We start from the raw sequence: 20,238 nt of genomic DNA, 5'->3' as shown, positions 1-20,238 counted from the left end.
TGGGCCCATGTTGTTCCCCTTGGACGTCCCGGCCGAACCCGTCGGCGCCGTGCCGGCCCTGCCGCTGACCCTGCTGACACTGGCCGCCGTCGTGGTGGTCTTCTTCATCATCGTGCAGCTGCGGCGGATCCTGCGCTGGGGCCGCCGCAGGCCTGGTGAGGACAGCTGAGCACACCACCATCTGGCGCGGTGGGCCACGCGTGCACGATCCATCCGCCACAATGAGCTGAACCGAAACAATCTTCGGACCAGGAGGGCAATGGCCGAGGCGCAAGCCGCCAACTCGACAGGCATGACGCAGGCGTCTGTGCGGGCGCAGAATCTGGCGCTGGTGTTCGGTGAGGTGCGCGCCAGCAGCGGCTCGGTGTCGCGCGCCGACATCGCCGGGCGGCTTGGCATGACCCGCTCCACGGTCTCCCGCCTCGTCGACGACCTTGTCATCGGTGGCCTGGTCAGCGAGGGCCAGGCCGTCGGGGGCGCACGCGGACGGCCCGCCGTTCCCCATCGTGCGGGGCACCGAGGACCAGGACCTTCTCCGCGACTCCTGGTGCGTTCTGGTTCGGTGTTCGCGTTGGGCCTGGAGGTCAACGTCGAACGCATGGTGGCCACGCTCGTCGACCTCACCGGGGACACCGTCGCCCGGCACGCCGTCGACATTGACAGCACCAGCCTCAGCGTGGCGGAGGCGATGTCGCACCTGTCGACGCTGGCCCACGAGACGCTGGCCGAGGTGCCCGACGGCGCCCGCGTCGTCGGCGCGATCCTCGCGGTTCCCGGCCTGGTGGACCGGGCAGGGCAGCGCATCGTCAGGTCACCGAACCTCGGCTGGGAGGGCTACGACCCGCAGCTACTGGGATGTGACCTTCCGGGGCGAACCCGTCGAGTTGGCCGTGCGCAACGACATCGACTGCTCCGCCCTCACCGTGCTGCGCGACGAGCCGGGCTCATCCTTCCTGTACGTGACCGGCGAGGTGGGCATCGGCGCGGCCGTGTCCATGGACGGATCCCTGCTCAGCGGCCGGCACGGGTGGGCCAGCGAGGTGGGCCACATCTGCGTCAATCCCGACGGCGAACTGTGCGGCTGCGGGGCCACGGGCTGTCTGGAGACGGTCGCCGGGCTCCGCGCGTTCCTCAAGGCCGCCGGCCACGACGACATGGAGGCCGTGCTGCAGGCCCTCGCCGACGGCGACACCCAGGCCGAGGAGGCCGTCGAACGGATGGCGGAGGCGTTGGGGATCGCGCTGGGGGCAGCGCTCAATCTGCTCGATGTGAGCACGGTGCGCCTGGGCGGCCACCTCGGCCGGCTGGGCGACTGGCTACGGGCACCGCTGCTCAAGCACCTCATCACACGGGTCCTGTGGGCACCGCACTCCGGCATCGAACTGGAGCTCATCGACCGGGCGCCGCTGCGCGCCGCCATGGGGGCGGGGTTGGCCGCGCTCGGGCCCGTGATGCGGGATCCGGCGGCGTGGGTCGACCCGCTGCTGGCCCGCCGCCAGACCCTATAGCTCGCAGGCGGGCGAGCCGCCCGGCAGTCGGTGGCGATGGCGCGCCACGACGGCGTACACCTTCTGCGCCACCGATCGCACACCCGGCAGCCGCAACACGGCCCCGATCAGCGGCCAGGGCAGGCGCGAGTGCCTGAGCACCGCGGCAACGGCGTCGCTGCCGACGTGGATCCCGCCGTCGCTGTCCACCATGTGGAGCGTTTCTTCACACTTATCCACAGTGAGGTTGTGGACAACCAGATCGGCACTTTGGAGGGGCTGCACCTCCACCCGGGCGCCGAACCATCTCCCCCGGGCCGCGTGGGCCGATGCGGTGCAGAAGCCGCAATCCCCGTCGTACAGCATGAGGGGCTGTGCGGGCCAGGAGTTGTCCACGTGGTTATCCCCAGGCCTCCTGCCGTCGGCAGAATCAGCATTCATGCCTGTCAACGCCCCATTGGCAAGTACGACACGCCGTAGTGACCTCTGCGATGTCGACAAGCTGTGGATAACTGATGCATCAGGCGTCCCGGGTGGGCTCATCTGGCGTGATCTGGGCCTGACTGGGCGTGTCGCTGGGCTCATCGGCGACGGTGACGTCGTCGTCGGGGAGTGGCTCGCCGTCGGAGTTATCCTCCGGGTTGTCCACAGGCTCTTCGCGGTCGTCCTGAGCCCGGGAGCGGGCCCAGATCCACATGGTGGCGCCGATCACGATCATCGGCAACGACAGCCACTGACCCATGCTGAGACCCAGACCCAGGATGCCCAGGTGCGCGTCCGGCTCCCGCCAGAACTCCGCGATGAACCGGAACAGGCCGTAGCCCGCGAGGAACGCGCCGGAGACCTGGCCGCGGAAGCGCGGCTTGCGGGCGTAGAGCCACAGCAGGACGAACAGGAGGACGCCCTCCAGGAGCATCTGGTACAACTGCGACGGGTGCCTGGGCACGTCGCCGCCGGTGGGGAAGATCATGGCCCACGGCAGGGAATCTGACGCCTGGCGGCCCCAGAGCTCGCCGTTGATGAAGTTGCCGAAACGGCCCGCGGCCAGGCCGATGGGGACGCTGGGCGCGAGGAAGTCCGTCACCTGCAGGAAGGGCCGCTTCTTGCGCCACGCGTACCAGGCCATCCCGAGGACGACGCCCACCGCGCCGCCGTGGAAGCTCATGCCGCCGTCCCACAACTGCAGGATCTCCAGCGGATTCTGGAGGTAGTAGGAGGGTTGGTAGAAGAAGCAGTACCCCAGCCTGCCGCCCACCATCACACCGATGATGGCCATCAGGAGGATGTCCTCGATGTCGTTGGGCGTCCACGGGGCCGGCTTCGTGACGGTGCGGTAGGGCTCGTGCCGCAGGCGTCGCCGCATCAGGCCGTAAGCCATGGCGAACGCGAGGAGGTACATGATCGCGTACCAGTGGACCGGCCAGCCGAAGACGCTGAAGGCGACGGGGTCGAAATCCGGAAACGTCAGCACGAGTGGGTTCACGGGCCTAGTTTCCCATACCCGCCAAAGAACCCGGCCGGGCATTCACAGGGCAGGCCGTGAGACGGCGCGCCCAGAAAATGTCAGAGCCGGTGTGCAGAGTGATCCGCATGAACGAATTACTCGATGACACCGGCATCTCAGATCTGCTGCTGATCTTCTCCGTCAAGTCGCACCTCATCGCGGTGCGTCCAGAGCTGGAGGGGCAGATCGTCGTGGACGACCACCGCCCCCGCCTGTCCTTCCCCACCCCGCGGGGCTCCGTCGTGGTGGCCAAGAGTGAATGCACGCCGTCGGGCTCCTGGACGGTGTCCGGCCCCGGCATCGGGGTGAAGTCGCCTCGGCCCAGCCCTGCGGAACTCTCCGGCGCGGCGCTGGTCGCCTACGAGCGGGCCCGGATGAAAGCGGCAGCCGCTTAAAGGTGGCTGGCGGCCTTGAATGTGCTGTCCAGCGCGGAACGCACAGAATCAACCTCCTTCATCGCGATGCCTGCCAACAGGCAGTCCACGACGGTGAGTTGGGCGATACGGCTGGCCATGGCGCCCAACCGGAAGGCGGGTTCCTTGGAGCGATAGGCCAGCACGATGTCGGCAATCTTCGCCAATGGCGAGCCCTCATCGCTGGTGATGGCAATGACCTTCGCGCCCAGACCCGAGGCGAGGCGTAGTGGTTCCACCACATCGGCAGTGGCGCCGGCGTGGGAGATGCCCACCACCACGTCGCTCTTGCCGCGGAGAGCGAAGGCGGTCACTGCCGCGTGCCGGTCCGTGTGGTGCCAGGTGGTGTAGCCGAAACGCTGCAGCTTGTCAGCCAGGTCGCTGGCGGTCAACGAGCTTGCCCCGATACCCATCATGTCGATCTTCCCAGCACCCGACAGGACGCGTACGGCGGCCTTGAGCGCGCCCATGTCGAGCACCGCCAGCGTCTCCTCGATGGAGTTGGCGTTGGCGTGCGCCACCTTCGCCGCGATATCGGCCAGCGAGTCGCCCGCGCTCACGATGCCGGCAGCCATCTGGCGCCCGGTCCGGCCCTCCTCAGCGCCTGCGGCCATGGCGAGCGCGACGCGCAGTTGCGGGTAGCCGGCCAAACCCACCCGCTTGGAGAAGCGCACGACGGTGGGGGCGGAGACGCCGCAACGCTCAGCGAAGGTCGAGATCGACTCCCGCGCCACCGCCGCGGGGTCGGTCAGCACCGCCTCGGCGACGCGCCGCTCGGCTGGGCGGAGGCTGGGCAGCATCGCTTCGATGCGCGGTACCACACCTGTGGTTGAAGTCGTCTCGTGGGAAGCCATTACTCGATCGTATTCCGGCAGGACTAAACAATCCAGATACGGATATGTATCGCGCCTGTTCTCGGCCATGCGCCCTCCTTCTGAATGGTGGTCGGGGCCACCCTTGTTAGGCTTCCGGCATGTCCGTCTCGGCGCTGTCGACCAGCACGCAGAACTACCTCAAGGCCATCTGGGGCCTCGGGGAATGGTCGGACGAACCCGTCACCACCTCAGCCGTCGCCGCCCGCGTCGGGGTGCGCCTCTCGACGGCGTCTGAAGGAGTGCGCAAGCTGGGCGAACTCGGTCTCGTCAACCACACGCCGTACGGCTCCATGACCCTGACCCCCGAGGGCCACGCGCATGCCGTGGCGATGGTCAGGCGACACCGGCTTCTGGAGACGTTCCTCGTGGAGGTCCTGGGCTACCGCTGGGACCAGGTGCACGTGGAGGCGGACCACCTGGAGCACGCTGTCTCGGATTTCCTGATCGAGCGCATCGACGAGCACCTGGGCCACCCGGAGCGCGACCCCCACGGCGACCCCATCCCCCGCCCCGACGGCAGCGTCGCGCAACTCCACGCCATCACGCTGACAGACCTGGGCGTGGGCCGCCCCGCCCCAGTGGAACGCATCTCCGACGACGACCCCGGCCTGCTGCAGTTCTTCGCCGAGCGCAACATCGGCGTCGGCACCGTCCTCGAGGCCAAGCCGGGCGCGCCGTACTCCGGCGGCATCGAGGTCACCGTCGACGGCTCCGACGAGACCCTCACCCTGGGCCGCGCCGCCACCGACGCCGTCTGGGTGCGCCCCTAAACCACGCCCAGTTCCATGGCCAGCAGCGCCACGTTGAGCGCGATGATCCCGGCGGCGACCACCCATCCGGCAACCGTCGTGCCGCGGGCGTTGACGTAGCCGCCCATCAGGCCGCGCTGCGCCGTGAGCCACACCAGAGGGACGACGGCGAACGGGATGCCGAAGGACAGGATCGCCTGGCTGAGCACCAGGGCGAAGGTGGCGTCGATGCCGCTGGCCAGCACCAGAATGGCGGGGATGATGGTGAGCAACCGGCGGGTGAGGAGCCGCAGTTTGGTGCGGAACAGACCACCCATGATGTCGCTGCCCGCGTAAGCGCCCACTGCCGTCGACGCCAGCCCGGAGGCGAGCAGGGCGACGGCGAACAGCAGCCCCGCGGTCGCGCCCAATGCGTCGTGGATGGCGAGGTGCGCGCCCTCCAGGCTCTCCGTTCCCGCAACCCCGGGCAGCACCGTGGCGGCCACCAGCAGCATGACGAGGTTGACGGACCCGGCGATGCCCAGCGCGATCGTCACGTCGAGCCGGGTGGCGCGGATGAGCCGGGCGGGCGCGATGTCGCTGGCCCCGAAGCGGTCACGGGCCAGCGAGGAGTGCGCATAGATGGCGTGCGGCATGACGGTGGCCCCCATGATGCTGGCGGCCAGCAGGACGGACTGCGCGCCGTCGAACCTGGGCACCAGTCCCCCGGCAACATCCGCCAGGGCCGGCGGGGCGAGGAAGAGGCCGTAACAAAAGCCCAGCACGATGACGACCACCAGGCCCATGATGGTGAACTCGAAGGCCTTCGCGCCGCGTTCTGACTGCACCAGCAGCAACACCGTCGAGACCAGCCCGGTGATGATCGCGCCCGCCACGAGGGGTACGTCGAAGAGGATCCAGAGGGCCACTGCGCCGCCGATGACCTCGGCGACATCCGTGGCGATTGCGACGAACTGGGCCTGCAGCCCGAAGAGGACACGGCCGGCGGTGCTGCCGAGCCGCTCGCCGAGGAGTTCCGCCATGCTCCGGCCGGTGGCGAGCCCCAGCTTCGCAGACAGGTACTGGATCAGCCATGCCGCGACGTTGGCCACCACGAGCACCCAGACCAGGAGGTAGCCGAACTGGGCGCCGGCCGACATGTTGACGGCGACGTTGCCCGGGTCGAGGTACGCGACGCCCGCCACCAGCGCCGGCCCGATCAGCCAGGCCGGCTTCCGGCCCCGAAGCCGCCTGTCCGTAGCTGCGGGTGCGATCCTCTCGCGCGCTTCCACCACTCCCCCTCGGTGCGATGAATATCAATGTTCGGTGCACCGAACTTTACCCCGTTGCTCGGGAGGCGCGCCGGGATACGCTGTAGATCTACGTGAGGTGGTCCCCATGGCTGGCACGATCAGCGTCGGCGAGCTCCGCCGCAACCCCACCCCGATGCTCCGGGACGTGAAGAGTGGGCAGACGTACACAGTCACGGATCACGGCGAGCCCATCGCCACCCTCATGCCCATCCGCCCAGCGCAGTGGACGCGCGTCGAAGATCTCAACGTCCTGCTCATGGAGCTGGGAGGCGACGCTGCCTGGGCTCGTGAGAGTGCGCTCGACCGAGACGCAGAGGACCCCCGGGCGCGGGATGCGTGGCCGGGCGATCGCCCCGATGATCGCCGCGCCGCGGCTCACGGAGCAGCGGTGCTGACGCGCAACGTGCAGGACGTCGAGGGGCTGGAGGGATTCGTCCCGATCATTCAGGCATGATCCCGGGTGTGGCTCACTGGCTGGCGAGCCCCTCGAGCAGTTCGGCCATGGACTCCTCGAAGCTCACCTTCGGAGCCCAACCCCAGGAACGCGCCCGGTCAGCCAGCAGCTCCGCGCGGAACGCGGGGCGCGGCTCCCAGACGGGGTCCACCCCGAGGGCTTCGCACACGGGCCCCAGGTACTCGCGGTAGGCGACCGTGCCGCTCACAGCGTTGACCGCGGTGACCTCCCCGGGCACGGGGCCTTCCTCCGGATCGGCCGAGGGCGCGATCCTGCCGGTGGCGATGTCGGCGATCAGTTCGGCCAGGTCGGTCACGTGCACGTAGCCGAAGGTGCGATCCGGGTCGTCGGTCCGGTCCTCCGCCTTTTCGCGGATCCCCTCGGGGCGCACCGTGTTCCAGATCGAGGTCTCCCCGGGCCCGAAGATCGACGTGGGCCGCACCATGACCCGCGTCATGCCGTCCACCGCCCCGATCGCCCGCTCGGTGTCACGCTTGGTGACGGCGTAGAGGTTGGCCGAGTCGTCCACGAGCTTGGCATGTTCGTCGACGTCGCCGGTGTCGGCCACGCGCTCGTACACGGACGTTGTCGAGACCTGCACGAACAGTTCCACCCCGGCGTCGCGCACGGCCTGCGCGAGCGAGGCGGCCCAGTCGACGGCCGTGGCCTGCAGGTCGTCATCGCCCATGGGGTGCACCGTGTGGACGACGGCGGCCGCCCCTCGCGCGAACCTCGCGGCGAACTCCGGGTCGTGGAGCTCGCCGACCACCTCGTCGACCCCCGGCAACCGCGGCGCCGATCCCTCCCTGCGGACGACGGCGCGCACGGGCACCCCTCGTTCGCTCAGCACGGCGCACACCTCTGCCCCGACGAGCCCGTTGGCCCCAGTGACGACGATCGGTTGCCTGGCAGTGTCCATGCCATCCACTGTTCCACACCCTCCGGCATACTCAAGCAACCATGCCAAGGCCAATTTGAACCACCCCGGCATGTCGTGAGGGACTGTCCGATTAACGGTGTAAGTGGCGGTTTCAGCATGGGCTCCAGCGTGGCGAGGGCCTCGTCGACGAGAGCCTTGACCTTGGCGGGTGAGACACCCACGAGGGCGGAGATATCCCGAATGGTCGGGCAATTCATAAACCCAGGTTGCCATCCCGGGCGCGTGATGTACCTGAAGGCGGTGCCAGTGCAGCTCGTCGAAGCGGGCTGGGGGGACCTGCGGGCCGTGCGCGGGGCCCGTCAGGCCTTGACGGCGCCCGCGGTGAGGCCGGCCTTGAGGTAGCGCTGGAGACTGAGGAAGAGGATCACCAGCGGGATGCAGGCGATGAGCGCTCCCACCAGCACGAGCACCTGGTAATCCGGGGCTTGGGTCACCCGGCTGTTCCACATGTACAGACCGAGTGTGGCCGGGTACAGGTCGCTGGAGGTGAGAACCATCAGGGGGAGGAAGAAGTTGTTCCAGATGGCGATCACCTGCAGCAGGAGAACCGTCACCAGACCAGTACCCATGAGTCGCAGACCCATGCCGAAGGCGATCCGGATCTCGCCCATGCCATCGATGCGGGCCGCCTCGATGACTTCGTAGGGAATGCTCTGCTGGGCGAACATCCTCGACAGGAATACGGCCAGGGGGCTGACCAGGCTGGGGAGCAGGAACGCCCAGTAGGTGTCGATCAGGTGCATCTTGGCCAGGAGGAGGTAGAGCGGGAAGGCGAGCACCGTGGCTGGCACCAGAGTGCCGATGAGAATGATCACCGTCACCAGGCTCCGGCCCCGGAACTTCAGGAACGCAAGGACGTATCCCGTAATGCCGGAGATCAACGTGCACAGGACGCCACCCACACCGGAGTAGATGAGTGAGTTCACAAACCACCGTGGATACACCCCGCCCTCAGCTGTGAACAGGGCTTTGAGGTTCCCCCAGGTGTTGGGAGGTATGGAGGGCAGCAGGCCGTTGGTCGTCGCCAACTCGTTGGACGTCTTGGATGTCGCGATGAATTGCCAGTAGACCGGGAACAGGAAGTACACGGTCAGGAGGACGACGATGCCCGTGGCGATCACCGTCGGCCAGAACTTGTGGGAGCGCTTCGCTTGCGTGTTCATCATCGGTCTCGCACTTTCTGCAACTGCAGGACACCCAGGGAGAGCACCAGCGCCAGGGCTGCAATAACGAGGGACAAAGCTGATGCCTGTCCTTGGGAACCCTCTGCCGCGAGGCTGTAAACGGCCAAGTTGGGAGTGAATCGGGAGTCCACGCTGTTCGTGATCGCCCTCAACACCATCGGAGCAGCGAACTGCTGTAGGGAGCCGATGATCGAGAACATCGTCGTCACGACGAGACCCGGCACGATCAAGGGCAGCTTGATCTGCAGTGCCGTCTTGATCCGGGAGGCCCCGTCCACCTCCGCAGATTCGAGGACCTCTCGGGGGATCGACTGGAGGGCCGTGTAGAGGATGATCATGTTGTACCCCGTCCACTCCCATGTGGTCATGTTCATGATCGAGAAGAGCACGACATTGCTGCCCAAGAAGTCGGCATTGACACTGAGGGCCTCAAGCCCCCTTACGATGGGGCTCACCTGGGGCAGGTACAGCGCCGACCACAGGAGGGCGGAGACGACACCCGGGATGGCGTGCGGCAGAAACGCAGACGTCTGGAAGAATGCGCGCAGCTTCACCATTCCGGAATCAAAGAGAAGCGCCATGATCGTCGCAAGGATGAGCATGGTTGGGACCTGGATCAGTCCGATGAGAAGGACTCGCCCGAACCCAGCCAGAATTCCAGGGTCGCTGAGCACCGCTTGATAATGAGTGGCACCGGCAAACTTCGTGGTGGCCTCGCCGAGACCCAACCCGCTCGATGTCGTGACAGTCAGACTCTCGATGGCAGCGAGCCCAATGGGTGCGGCGAAGAACAACAGGAACAATACGACGAGGGGAAGCAGCAGCATCCAGGCCGAGCGACGTTCTGCAGCGTGGGCTCGGCGCAATCGTCGCGACGGTCTGCTGACGGTGGCTGCAGACATCATCCCTCCGCGACCTCCAAGCCACTTTCCTTGAGCTTCTTGACCGTCTCTGCCTGCACCTCTGCGAACATGGCGGCGCTGCTACCGGATTGCACCGCAGCAGCGAGGCGGTCTTCGATCAATGTGAAGACGGAAGCCATGGTGGGGCCCCACTGCCAGTCCGTGGGGACCATGGACGCGGCCTCTTGGAATGCGGGACCAAGCGCGTCACCGCCGAAGAACTCGTTCGGATCGTCATATCCCGAGATCCCTGCGGTGAGCCCGGAGGAGGGGTAGAAGCCGGAGTTCTCAAACTGGATGTTGAGGGACTCGGGGTTGCTCGCAACCCAATCCGCAAACGCCAAGGCCGCCTCGGGATGCTCACAGTTCTTGGTGATGGCCCAGGTTGAACCCCCGTACGGGGCGCTGGCCTTCGTGGAGCTCCACTGCGGCGCCTGGGCGACGTGCCAATCACCCACCGTTTCCTTGAGGTTGCCGAGCATGCCACGGTAACCCCAGGCGCCGATGGTGTAGCTGTTGACCTGGCCGGAGTCGAGCATGGCCCAGAAGCCGGGGTTGAAACCGGGATCGACGTTCACGACTCCGTCCTTGGCCATCTGCAGCCAGAAGTCGAGTGCCTCGACGGTGGCATCGTCATTGATCCTGATCGTCCAACGGTCGTTCGAGGCATCGAACCACTTGGCGCCGTTCTGGATGGCGAGGGCGGCTACGAAAGGACCTTTGGTGAGCAGGGTGCCGAGGTAGGCGCCCTTGTCCGTCTTCAGCTTTTCCGCGACCTCCCGGTACTCCTCCCACGTGGCGGGGATCAGGCTGCCGATCTCAGACAGGACGGCCCGGTTGTAGTAGGTGACCATCGGACCTTCGTCGTTCGGGATCCCGAACTGGTAGCCCTGGAAGCCAGCCGCGGCCCATGCGCCCTCGGGGTAACGATCGGCATAGGTCTTGGCCAGCTCGGTGACGTCCTGCAGGGCCCCGGCGATCGCCATCGAAGGGACCATCATGAACTCGACCTGTGCAATATCCGGGCCAGTGTTGGACGCCACGGCCGATTCGAGCTTTTGATAGCCGGGCTGGTCCGACTGGCTCGGGCTGAGCTTCACGGTCACTTCGCTCTGCGATTCGTTGAACGCCGAGACCACGGCATCCATGCCTGCAGCCCACGACCAGAACTCGAGCGTGACCGGACCGCTGTCCGCACTGCCCGTGCCCGCAGCCGGGGACTTGGGGCTCACAACATCAGTATCACCGCTGCAACCAGTCGCAGCGATCGCGGCCGCGCTGACCGCCCCCATGGCCAGCACTTGACGTCGGCTTGCTTTCATCTCGAAATCCTTCCTTGAACGTCACCACCCCGTGACGGAGGCCGCTCTCTGCGGTGCGTTCATATTATGCACATACTTCCCTGAGTATGGAACATCCGGGGTGAACTTGTTCTGAATCTGAACGTAAATGAGCCCAAATGCTATGCTTTCGTTACCACAGGAAGGGGGCTACCAATGAACAGGGCGTTCGCTCGGCGTGCATCCACACCGGACCGCCTCCTCAGTCTGCTCATCGCTGAGGGACCTCAGCATCGGGCCGCCCTCGCCCGCGAACTTGGCATCTCGCGCAGCCGCGTCACTGATGTCGTCACGGATCTGCTTGAAGGCGGCGCGATCACCGAAGTCCATGACGCGCCGGGAAACCGCGACGGACGGGCCGGTCCGGTCCTAAGCGTGTCACCGTCTCTCGCCCCGGTTATCGGCATTCAAGTGACTACGCGACGTGTCGAAGTCCACCTTGCATCCCTCAGTGGGGAGACGATCGCCCAGCGTCAGGCCGACTTGGAGCCGGGCGTAGCAACCCCTGAAGACGTGCTCCTAGCCATCTCACGGATGACTCGCGACGCCTGCTCGTTCGCTGACATCGCGAACCTGTCGGCTGCGGGTGTCGGGTTCTTCGGTCGGATTGACCCTGTCACGCATGAGGTCCACACGCATCCCGAAACTCGGTGGTCCCGCGTGAAGATCGGCGACGAGGTCAGCTCACTCCTCGGTATCCCCGTCGTCGTCGAGAACAACAGCCGGCTTGAAGCTCTCGCGGAGGCCCAATGGGGAGCTGGGCGGGGCCACCAGAGCATGCTGTTCCTCCACGCCAGCGCGGGCATCACAGCAACCGTGGTCATCGACGGGGAGCCCCTTCGCGGGGCCCGAGGGGGTGCCGGCGAACTCGGCCACGTCAGCATCGATCCTGCAGGTCCTCTGTGCGCTTGCGGTTCGCGCGGATGCCTCTCCCTCTACGCGTCTTCACTGGTTGCCCAGCATGAGCTCGCCGTGAGTGATTTCGACGCGGCTCTCGAGCAGTACACCTCGGGCCAGCCCAAGGCAGTGCGTGTCTTCCACGAGGCAGCCGACAGCATCGCGAAAGCCACGTCGACACTGACCTTGCTGATCGAGCCGGAGGTCATGGTGCTGGGAGGCGACTTCAGCCGCGCCGGTGAACCCTTCCTCCAGCGTCTCGCGCAGGGCCATCAGGACAGCCTCCCGCATGGCACTGCCCCAGAGCTCTTGGCTCTCGCTGAGCTTCGCGGCGCCGGCAGCCGCGGCGCTGAGGCGGCAGCACTCATGGCACGGAAGTACATCGCCCAGCGCCTCGCAGCAGGAGAACCGCTCGCCCAGTTGAACCCCAAAGGAGCCATCGCATGACAAAGCCCAACATCATCTTCATCGTGTCAGACGACCATGGGTACGCGGATCAGAGCCACCTCGGCATCCGTGCCGATGTCGCGACGCCGGCCTTGGACCGAATTGCAGCCGAAGGTGTTTCCTTCACCAACGCCTATTCGACAGCACCGATCTGCAGCCCGTCTCGCGCCGCGATCATGACGGGGCTCTATCAGGAGCGTTGGGGCTCGTTGTGGTTCGACTCCGCCAAATTCCCGGACAGCGACTCCATCCCCACGCTCGCCGAGGTGCTGAAGGATGCGGGCTACCGCACCGGCTACTTCGGGAAGGTCCACTATGGCCCCGAGGACGTCGGTGACCGCGCCTGTCCCCCGCACCACGGTTTCGAGGAAACGCTCTACGGTCTGGCCGGCCACTCGATGGGGCGCCTGCACTACATGCAGCGTGGAGCTGATGTCGCGGCCGAACGCGGCGAGGAGGTCGCCGTCGCTATGGCTGTCCAGCCGCTCCTGGAAGGCGACGACCCGGTCGAGATTGAGGGATTCCTGACGGAGATCCTCGGCGAGCGTTCCCGCAAGTTCATCACAGCGGATGACGAACGGCCATTCTTCTGCATGGTGGCGTTCAACGCCGTGCACAACTTCTGCTGGCAACTGCCCCGGGAGGAACTCGACAAGCGAGGGCTGCCCGCCTACCAGGACTGGAGCCCGGAGACCGGCGTACCGTACGGCGAGTGGTACGACGACGTGGTCGTGCCCAATCTGCCCCATGGGCGTGAATACTACTTGGCCCAACTTGAGCTCATGGACCGCGAGATCGGCGCCATGCTCGACCAGCTCGACGAGCTTGGCCTGGCCGAAGACACCCTTGTCCTCTACATCACGGACAACGGCGGTTCAACCTGCAATTTCGGTGACAACACGCCCCTGCGGGGCACCAAATACACCCTGTGGGAGGGGGGTATCCGCATCCCGATGCTGTGGCGCTGGCCCGGTACCATCCCAGCGGGTGAAGAGCGGGAGACCCCTGCGAGCACCCTAGACATCATGGCCACGTTCCGCAGCCTCTCCGGCTCGTCGGAGCAGGCACCGATGGACGGCGAAGACCTGCTGCCCGTCATGCTTCGATCCGTCATGATCGAGCGTTCTCTGCATTGGGACTGTGGGTTCCAGTTCGCGACCAGGGAAGGCGACTGGAAACTCACGTGGACCGACCCCGACCACCCCGACGTCCACCACCTGAGGGCCTACGAGCACGCCCCCATGGGTAGCGGCTGGCACCTCAGCAACCTTCGCTCCGACATTGGCGAGAGCTCGAATGAGTTCGCAAATGAGCCAAGGGTGACACAGCGACTGCTGCGCAGCCACAATGCCTGGGCAGATGAGGTCGGACTCGATCTGGAGCGTTCGATCGCTCCGGTGCCCGACGCACACCGGACCACGTAGGACGAGAGCGAGCGCGGAACCACGCAGCAGGGCGCTCCGCCCGCTGGCTCGGCTCCTGGACTGTCGATGTCGAGTTCCATCCGGCGCAAACCTCGCACCTCGCCCGACCTCAACCCGCCCAATGCCACCGGCGCCAACATCGCCACGTGCTGAGGCTCGGCGGCCTGCAGATAGCGACGCACATCATCCAGGTCGAACACATGCCGCTGCTCCATCGCTTTCGTCTTCCGCGGGATGCTCACCCCCGCAGCGGGGTTCTTGTCGATCGATCCCCAGTGGGTGGCCTTCGTCAACAACTCATTGAACAAGGCAGGGTGGAGCGATCACGGCGCCGTTCAGCACCCAGCGGACCCTGACGCCACTCCCACACCTCATCATGGGTGATGGTCTCCACATCAAGTTCGGTTCCCCAATGGGGAACGATCCGCAGTCGCCAGTCCTGTTCGTACCCCGTCACAGTGGACAGAGCCAGTGTCCGAGGACGCTGAGTCAGGAAGCGGTCAAACGTCTCCTGGAGGGTATGGAGCTTCGGTCGCCTAGCTTCTTCTTCTTCAGGAGACAGCCACTCTCCCCGTTCGATGGCGCGCTCCTGGAGCCTCAGCCAGTGCTCGGCGTCGCTCTTGTGCGTGAAGGTGACAGGTGCCTTCACCCGTTTGCGCCCTACAAGGTCAGGATGCTCGAAGCTCGCTTGGTACCGCTTGCTGGGCAACCGTCGGATCAATCCAGAACGTCTCATGACTGTAAGAACCCCTCGCATCCGGGGCTGAGGCGTGCAACGAACGTGCAACGAGGAACCTCTCTTATGTCCCTTTGAGGGCACTTGGGTCCAAAGTCAAACATGCAAACTCCCTAGTCAAGTGCGTTTGACTAGGGAGTTCTACTGTGGGCGCGGGTGGACTCAAACCGAACACCTGGCTGAGGTTCGAGCGGCTCGGTACCGCGTGGGAACAGGCGAAACTCGGTCTTGGCGACGAGCCTCTAGATGCAGGCGACGGCGAGCCCGAGGTCGTAGCGAACCCTAGGAGACGAGCTAGAACACCGCTGACGGACAGCCAAGTGGACGCTATTAGAACTGCCCGAGCGAACGGCGAGAGCGTGGTTTCGATCTCCCGGCAGCTCGGCGTGCATCGGATGACGGTGTGGACGCACACGAAGGACTTGCTGTCGTGATCCAAGCGAGCACTGGACGCTCACCGACGGACTGACAGTCGTTGCGGCGAGGGGTCTGTGGTCAACACGGGAACGCATCCGGGGCACCAGGGGCAGTCACTCACAAGGCCGCGACAGCAAGAAAGCGACGTCTCCGATCGAGTAGCTGACTTCCTCGAGCGAAACACTCAGTGTGGGACGATCGCAACATGAGTAGCGAGTACGAAGTAACTACCGGCGCCGCAGGTCCCGCTTTCACAATTCACTCACTGAACAACTACACGAATGTGTACGTCTCATCGAGTGCGGCAGCGCTCGACCTTGACAGCAAGCACGTCGGCGACCTGATCCGTGCGCTGCATCGCGAGACGACCCGCGAACTTGCCAAGGGCGGCGTGGAGTACGCCGACCTGCGGTGGGCGCTTACTCCCCGAGCGACACATGCGGAGGTCGCCTTCCTCTTCGACTCCACCGCCGCCGGAAGCGACCACTATGGTTTCGAATTCTCGAAATCTTGGTTACCGGCGCTCTGGCGTCACGGGCCTCAGCGGACTGCGATCAGCCAGGGCGACATCCTCACCGCGCCGCCCGGTTGGGTGTGGAAGGAACTGGACGAGCACCTGGTTCGCAAGAACGACTTTCCTCGATTGGCCACTGAGCAGTACTACGTCCTCTATCTCACGAACATGTCGCGGACACAGGTCAGCGCGATGGACGCCGCACTGCGAGACTCGACAGCCGCGTACTTGGGATACATCGACTGCTCGACATGGACTCCACTCAAGTCGTTCATGCTGCTTCCGCAGTACGCAATCCGCGACGGCGATGCGCTCGTCGTTCCAGCCGACGAGGACGGCTCACCGCACATCACCCCACCCACCAGAGACCACGGTTTCCGGCTCGTCGGAGTTGAGCAGACGCTCTACGGCGTGGTACTCGACCACCGCATGGACAACGGCGTACCGGAGTGGACCGACGAAGACAGTGCGCTCACGTTGACCGCGCTTGGTGGCGCGCAGAGCCCGCTCAGTGAGTTGAAGCTCGATCTCGATGAGCGACGATTCATCTACTTGACGAGCGAGGCCGACGGTCACGGAGCCTCGGTGCGCAAAGCCGGGCTCGATGGGCTAGGACATGAGGAGCTCGCGCAGGCTATTGAGGCCAAGATCCGGAGCGGCCTCATGTTCAACCTGCGCTTCGTCCATGGGACCCGCGACGGCGAGCCCGCTCCCGAGAACGACGCGCTAATGTTCACGGTGCCAGTGGAGTTCCCCGACGACACCGGTACGGTCCGCCGCTACCAGGTCGGGGTCAAGTACTCCCCGGCAAGCCACTCGGGAGAATTGGTGACGTTTCACTAGCCAGTCGCACGCACCACCGTGCGACCATGTCGCGCGCACGAGACAGCTCGTTACTTCTTCCGTAGGTTCAGGTTGAAGTCCCCGCAGGAGCACCGGAGTTCTTCTTCCTTTCCAGGGATACCGAGAACGTAGATCCACCCGGCGCACGCATCGTTACTACAGGTGAACAGTTCGAGGAACTGCTTGCAGGCTTCAACGACTGGTGCGAAGTCCGCCTTCGTCATGGTCGCCCAGTCGTTGTTGTGGACGAGAGCGTTGATCGCCCAGTTTTCCCCGTCCTGGGCGAGGATCGCCTTCGCTCGCTCACCCTTCAGAGCTTCGACCTTCTGCTTCGCCGCGTCGTTGTTCCATGAGTTTGCCGAGGCCGTGGCCTTCTTAAGAAGGTCTCCATGCCTGCCCTTGACCGCCGAGAAGAACGACGAGAGGTCGTAGTTGTTATCGGCGCGGAACACGACCTGACCTTGGATGCTCGCAGCGACATCGGCCAGTGACGACTCCAAATTGCGCCGCAGCTTATGAGCCGCGCCAGGAACATCGTCACTGGCAAGGTCGGTTTCGATCTGAGTCCAGAAGTCGACACCTTGACCATAGAACGGTCCCCCATCGACGGTCCAGCCGTGGAATCGAGCGAGCGAACGTCGAGCGATGAGTCCCGAGGACTGCATTTGTCGCGCCCAAACCTCATCGTGGGTCGTCATGATGAACTGGACGTCGGGGAAGACGTCCTTGAGCAGCTTGCAGAACTGTCGGCGGTGGTTAGTGTCCACGGAAGTCACTACATCGTCGAGAACGGCAAGCCGGAATTCCGATTTGAGGAGTTGCCTGATCAGGGCCAGGTAGAGGCAGACCCCCATCCCGTCCTGGTGACCTTCGCTGTGGTAGGCCATCGGTGGGAACATGCCGAGTCCGTAGAAGTCGACTTCGAGGTCAAGCTTCCCAGCAGTGGGTGACAGCCCTGCCTTGAAGGATGATTCGTCATCAGAGTTGATCTGCCGATAGAAGTTACTGAAGTCGGTCTCGACAGTCTTGTAGAGCTTCGTCAGTGCCGCGTCTGCCACAGAGTTGTACTTCTCATAGACCTCGTTCGCGGCTTTTTGAGCTGCGGTTGCCTTCGTTGCTTTCGCCCGCGCTTGGCGTAGTTGAGTCCAACGATCTTGGGCAACAGTGAGGAAGGTCCGTGCGGCCTCGGTCGTGGTCTGGTCTGGCAGTGCTTCGATCGTCCCTCGAAGCGTCTTCAATCCATCATCGATCGGTGACGGAGCGGACAAGGGATCGGTGGTAATGCGTTCGGACTCGTCACGGACGGACTCGATTGTCGTCAGCTTCGCTTCGAACGCGGCAAGGTCATTCGACCACTCCAAGAGAGACGTCTGCAACGCAGACTGTCCCAGCGTGACGGCGTGCGGTTGTGCCGCTTGGATCAGGGACCGCACCCCGCGAAGTTGCCCGATCACCTTGCCCGCAGCGGTCTGGATGCGCTGCTGGAGCGTTGCGGCGGTCTCGGATCGAGTGAGCTTGTCGTTCAGATGTTTCCGCAGCGACGCGACATCAGGCCACTCCAGGTCGCACAGCGGGCACGCGGTACTGATCACTAGTGGCAGGCCGGTCTCGACCAGTTGGCGGTGCTTTAGCGAGTCGAGGACTGCGGGATCGGCATCGAGATCGCTCAACGCCGCGCCCAGATCGTTCGCTGCGTTGTCCAGGTCTTCGTGCGCAGCCATGTAGCTGGTTACGGCTTCGATGTCCCGGATGGCCGAAGCTCGGTTGAAAGTGCTTTGACTATCGTCGGTACTGGCTCCGGCGCTGAGGTCAGTCTCAAGGGTGGTTGCTGGCAGCGCTGCCAGGCCGAGCACTTCACGCTTCTTGTTGACCGCCACCGTGACCTCGCTCGGCAGCAGATCGGTGATGTCGAGGCCGCGTTTGACGGCATCCTCTGCGGACTTCACGGCGTCGTCCGCGCTCCTGGCGGCAGCGCTCGTCTTGTTGCGGGCCGTGTTGAGTAGGCGACGAGTCTCGTCGATACGGTCGAGCTTAAGGAGAGCCTGCACCTCTTGGGCACGTTTCCCCGGCTCGGTGTTGACATACTTAATGACTTCACGTCGAGACAGGATCAACTCAGGATGGCGAGCAGCCCATTCCACGGCTGCGACAAGTTCGGGAGTCTTGGGCTCTAGGGTGAACTGGCCCGCGGTCTTCACGCTACGAGTGAGAGTACCGGTCTGTCCGCTGGCTGGGTGTGTGAACGTCAAGGTGACGCTAGCAGCGGCTGGGTTATCCCGCTGGTGCACGTGCGGCGCGTGCTTCGCGACAGAGATGCCGCCCGTGCCAGCTCCGCTGAGGCGAGCGACGTTGCCCGTCAACGCGAAGTCGATGGCGTCTACCACTCCGCTCTTACCCGACCCGTTCGGCCCGACCACCACGAAGGAACCGCTGCCCAGGTCGAGGTCAAGGTCGCGGATGCCCCGAAACTCTTCTATGTGAAGTTTCTGAACCTGGATCACAGCGCTGACTCACCACTCGCATCGGTGTAGAGCGCCACAAGCTGGTCCGGCTTCGATAGCTTGTCCGCCGCCAGCAACGCTGCAAGGCTCTCGGTCACCTGCGGCGGCACGTCATCCACATCGGTCAGTGCAGCCAGGAAGGTCTCCAAGACCTCCAATTCGATGCCCGCCACTCCGCACCCCCCTTGCTCGCGATCGCGGCGAAACCTTGACCGCCTACCCGATGATGCCACCACGATTCTACCGCCGCGATCTCGCTGGATGTGGGCCAACGCGCGTTCAATTGACGGTGCCTGCGCGGAGGACGCGACCCGAACTGCCTGTGCGAACGGTGAAAGCGTCGTGTCTACACTAAGCGCTTCGATGTCCACCGTTTGACGATCTGGACCCACACAAAGCAGACCGCGCCGAAGCCACTCTCACCGAGACCTACGGTCTACTAAGCAGTCCACCGAGCAACTCGGCCAGCGGTTATTTCCATATCGGGCACGATCAACTGTTCAGAATAGATCACAGATTCAGTCCCAACATGCTGACGATGAGCAGTGTGCGATGTGTCGAAGATTGCACGTCTCCCACCGCTGTAGAGAAGATTGGTGATCCGGGGGTCGTCGTCGTAAGTCAAAATCCACGGAAATTTCGCTTCACTGAGTACATTCGCCAGTTCGAGATGAGCTTCAGCGTCGAACGCATGCAGGTACAGACCCTCGCCCTGAACAAGGTGCGGGGGATCTGCGTAGACGAAGACGTCGTGCGCCACGAGGCGCTGTTGTATCGGATGGAGGTGGGAGACCTGCATTGGTTGGCCGTCGTAGCGGCCAAGTGAAGCTGACGGCAGCCTGTCCTGGGGGAACGCCTGGGGTGGGTGGGAGCAGCCGTGACAAAGTCAGGACGGTCCAGTACTACCGGATGGGCCGTGTCTGGTGAGCAAGACGGGAAGGTGTACGAGAGGAACCGGTGTCGTAAAGCCTCTTAATCGTCGCCCAGCTCTAACCCGGTGGATCGGGGCTGGTTTGCGGTGCGTAACCGCTTGTCGGGGCCGTCGCTGATGGTCGTGGCGGGGGGGGAACTGTCGGAACGGTGGTATGTGTCGGGTCCGGCAGGTCGTGGTGAAGGTCTACGGCGTAGCCACGACGATGCCGCAGGGGTAAAGCCGGACGCCTCGCCCGTCAACCGAACAACAGTGAACGTGGGAACCATCCGCATTCCGCTCCCCGCTTCTTGGGGATAGGTGCGTTGCCTGCCGAAGGGTGTGGGTGGGGCGGAGCCGCCGTAGTACTCCGAGGCCGGGAAAGCCGGTCACATGGGGAAGGGCGGCA

20 protein-coding genes are annotated in these 20,238 nt (G+C 64.7%); 9 read left to right on the top strand and 11 right to left on the bottom strand.

From position 1 onward, the window contains the following. The first annotated feature begins 7 nt into the window (after window positions 1-7). On the top strand, window positions 8-169 hold the full coding sequence (locus tag BN1186_RS15560) for a hypothetical protein (protein ID WP_180349061.1): 162 nt from the start codon (window positions 8-10) through the stop codon (window positions 167-169). A gap of 688 nt (window positions 170-857) precedes the next feature. After that, window positions 858-1,508 carry an ROK family protein gene (locus tag BN1186_RS10230; protein WP_052460026.1) on the top strand — a complete coding sequence of 217 codons (651 nt, stop codon included), beginning with the start codon at window positions 858-860 and terminating at the stop codon, window positions 1,506-1,508. Here BN1186_RS10230 and BN1186_RS10225 read toward each other — a convergent pair. Continuing rightward, the gene (locus tag BN1186_RS10225; RefSeq protein WP_180349060.1) at window positions 1,503-1,883 is read right to left on the bottom strand and encodes a thiol-disulfide oxidoreductase DCC family protein; all 381 of its coding nucleotides are present in this window, start codon (window positions 1,881-1,883) and stop codon (window positions 1,503-1,505) included. The two genes, BN1186_RS10230 and BN1186_RS10225, sit on opposite strands and share 6 nt — an antisense overlap. Before the next feature lie 124 nt (window positions 1,884-2,007). Beyond that, window positions 2,008-2,970, bottom strand: coding sequence for a prolipoprotein diacylglyceryl transferase (lgt, locus tag BN1186_RS10220; RefSeq protein WP_074436999.1), 963 nt, complete (start codon window positions 2,968-2,970; stop codon window positions 2,008-2,010). Window positions 2,971-3,077: 107 nt separating this feature from the next. Here lgt and BN1186_RS10215 point away from each other — a divergent pair, with 107 nt between their 5' ends. Beyond that, on the top strand, window positions 3,078-3,386 hold the full coding sequence (locus tag BN1186_RS10215) for a hypothetical protein (protein ID WP_139651012.1): 309 nt from the start codon (window positions 3,078-3,080) through the stop codon (window positions 3,384-3,386). Here BN1186_RS10215 and BN1186_RS10210 read toward each other — a convergent pair. After that, a complete protein-coding gene (locus BN1186_RS10210) occupies window positions 3,383-4,258 on the bottom strand; it encodes a MurR/RpiR family transcriptional regulator (protein ID WP_074436998.1) in 876 nt (291 codons plus the stop codon). The two genes, BN1186_RS10215 and BN1186_RS10210, sit on opposite strands and share 4 nt — an antisense overlap. Before the next feature lie 119 nt (window positions 4,259-4,377). Here BN1186_RS10210 and BN1186_RS10205 point away from each other — a divergent pair, with 119 nt between their 5' ends. After that, entirely contained in the window at window positions 4,378-5,049 is a 672-nt protein-coding gene (locus BN1186_RS10205; protein ID WP_040283854.1) for a metal-dependent transcriptional regulator, read from the top strand. On the opposite strand, the gene BN1186_RS10200 is transcribed toward BN1186_RS10205, so the two are convergent. Beyond that, a complete protein-coding gene (locus BN1186_RS10200) occupies window positions 5,046-6,227 on the bottom strand; it encodes an Nramp family divalent metal transporter (RefSeq protein ID WP_218975465.1) in 1,182 nt (393 codons plus the stop codon). The genes BN1186_RS10205 and BN1186_RS10200 overlap by 4 nt on opposite strands. A 178-nt stretch (window positions 6,228-6,405) precedes the next feature. On the opposite strand from BN1186_RS10200, the gene BN1186_RS10195 reads away from it, so the two are divergent. Further along, window positions 6,406-6,774: a type II toxin-antitoxin system Phd/YefM family antitoxin gene (locus BN1186_RS10195; RefSeq protein WP_040283853.1), complete on the top strand. Its 369-nt coding sequence runs from the start codon at window positions 6,406-6,408 to the stop codon at window positions 6,772-6,774. Window positions 6,775-6,787: 13 nt separating this feature from the next. On the opposite strand, the gene BN1186_RS10190 is transcribed toward BN1186_RS10195, so the two are convergent. The 4 genes from BN1186_RS10190 to BN1186_RS10175 all read right to left on the bottom strand — a co-directional run bounded on the left by BN1186_RS10190 (window position 6,788) and on the right by BN1186_RS10175 (window position 11,032). After that, complete coding sequence (locus BN1186_RS10190) at window positions 6,788-7,693, bottom strand: NAD-dependent epimerase/dehydratase family protein (protein WP_040283852.1); 906 nt, start codon at window positions 7,691-7,693, stop codon at window positions 6,788-6,790. Window positions 7,694-8,013: 320 nt separating this feature from the next. Next, window positions 8,014-8,880 (bottom strand): carbohydrate ABC transporter permease, encoded by an 867-nt coding sequence (locus tag BN1186_RS10185; RefSeq protein ID WP_218975450.1) that lies wholly within the window; start codon window positions 8,878-8,880, stop codon window positions 8,014-8,016. Then, on the bottom strand, window positions 8,877-9,725 hold the full coding sequence (locus BN1186_RS10180; RefSeq protein ID WP_052460024.1) for a carbohydrate ABC transporter permease: 849 nt from the start codon (window positions 9,723-9,725) through the stop codon (window positions 8,877-8,879). The genes BN1186_RS10185 and BN1186_RS10180 overlap by 4 nt, the downstream gene beginning before the upstream one ends. Window positions 9,726-9,799: 74 nt before the next feature. Then, window positions 9,800-11,032 carry an ABC transporter substrate-binding protein gene (locus BN1186_RS10175; protein ID WP_040283851.1) on the bottom strand — a complete coding sequence of 411 codons (1,233 nt, stop codon included), beginning with the start codon at window positions 11,030-11,032 and terminating at the stop codon, window positions 9,800-9,802. Window positions 11,033-11,296: 264 nt separating this feature from the next. Between BN1186_RS10175 and BN1186_RS10170 the strand changes: the two genes are divergently transcribed. Beyond that, a complete protein-coding gene (locus tag BN1186_RS10170; protein ID WP_040283850.1) occupies window positions 11,297-12,484 on the top strand; it encodes an ROK family transcriptional regulator in 1,188 nt (395 codons plus the stop codon). Then, window positions 12,481-13,908, top strand: a complete 1,428-nt coding sequence (locus tag BN1186_RS10165) for a sulfatase family protein (RefSeq protein WP_052460023.1) — start codon at window positions 12,481-12,483, stop codon at window positions 13,906-13,908. Before BN1186_RS10170 ends, BN1186_RS10165 begins: the two co-directional genes overlap by 4 nt. A 289-nt stretch (window positions 13,909-14,197) precedes the next feature. Here the strand turns inward: BN1186_RS10165 and BN1186_RS10160 are convergent, their stop codons facing one another. Continuing rightward, a complete protein-coding gene (locus BN1186_RS10160) occupies window positions 14,198-14,644 on the bottom strand; it encodes a hypothetical protein (protein ID WP_484421939.1) in 447 nt (148 codons plus the stop codon). 622 nt (window positions 14,645-15,266) lie between these two features. On the opposite strand from BN1186_RS10160, the gene BN1186_RS10155 reads away from it, so the two are divergent. After that, window positions 15,267-16,418 (top strand): hypothetical protein, encoded by a 1,152-nt coding sequence (locus BN1186_RS10155; protein ID WP_040283849.1) that lies wholly within the window; start codon window positions 15,267-15,269, stop codon window positions 16,416-16,418. Between the two features lie 50 nt (window positions 16,419-16,468). Here BN1186_RS10155 and BN1186_RS10150 read toward each other — a convergent pair whose 3' ends face one another. Both BN1186_RS10150 and BN1186_RS15555 read right to left on the bottom strand, forming a co-directional pair. Next, window positions 16,469-18,919, bottom strand: coding sequence for an ATP-binding protein (locus tag BN1186_RS10150; RefSeq protein WP_040283848.1), 2,451 nt, complete (start codon window positions 18,917-18,919; stop codon window positions 16,469-16,471). Further along, on the bottom strand, window positions 18,916-19,092 hold the full coding sequence (locus BN1186_RS15555) for a hypothetical protein (RefSeq protein WP_180349059.1): 177 nt from the start codon (window positions 19,090-19,092) through the stop codon (window positions 18,916-18,918). The genes BN1186_RS10150 and BN1186_RS15555 overlap by 4 nt, the downstream gene beginning before the upstream one ends. Before the next feature lie 518 nt (window positions 19,093-19,610). On the opposite strand from BN1186_RS15555, the gene BN1186_RS16285 reads away from it, so the two are divergent. Beyond that, on the top strand, window positions 19,611-19,745 hold the full coding sequence (locus BN1186_RS16285) for a hypothetical protein (RefSeq protein ID WP_281278461.1): 135 nt from the start codon (window positions 19,611-19,613) through the stop codon (window positions 19,743-19,745). Window positions 19,746-20,238: the final 493 nt, after the last annotated feature.

The sequence above is a fragment of the Tessaracoccus massiliensis genome (genome assembly GCF_000826065.2).
In the GTDB taxonomy this organism is placed as follows: Bacteria; Actinomycetota; Actinomycetes; order Propionibacteriales; family Propionibacteriaceae; genus Arachnia; species Arachnia massiliensis_A.
Note: the sequence above shows the minus strand (reverse complement) of the source record. Positions and strands in the feature narration are given on the sequence as shown.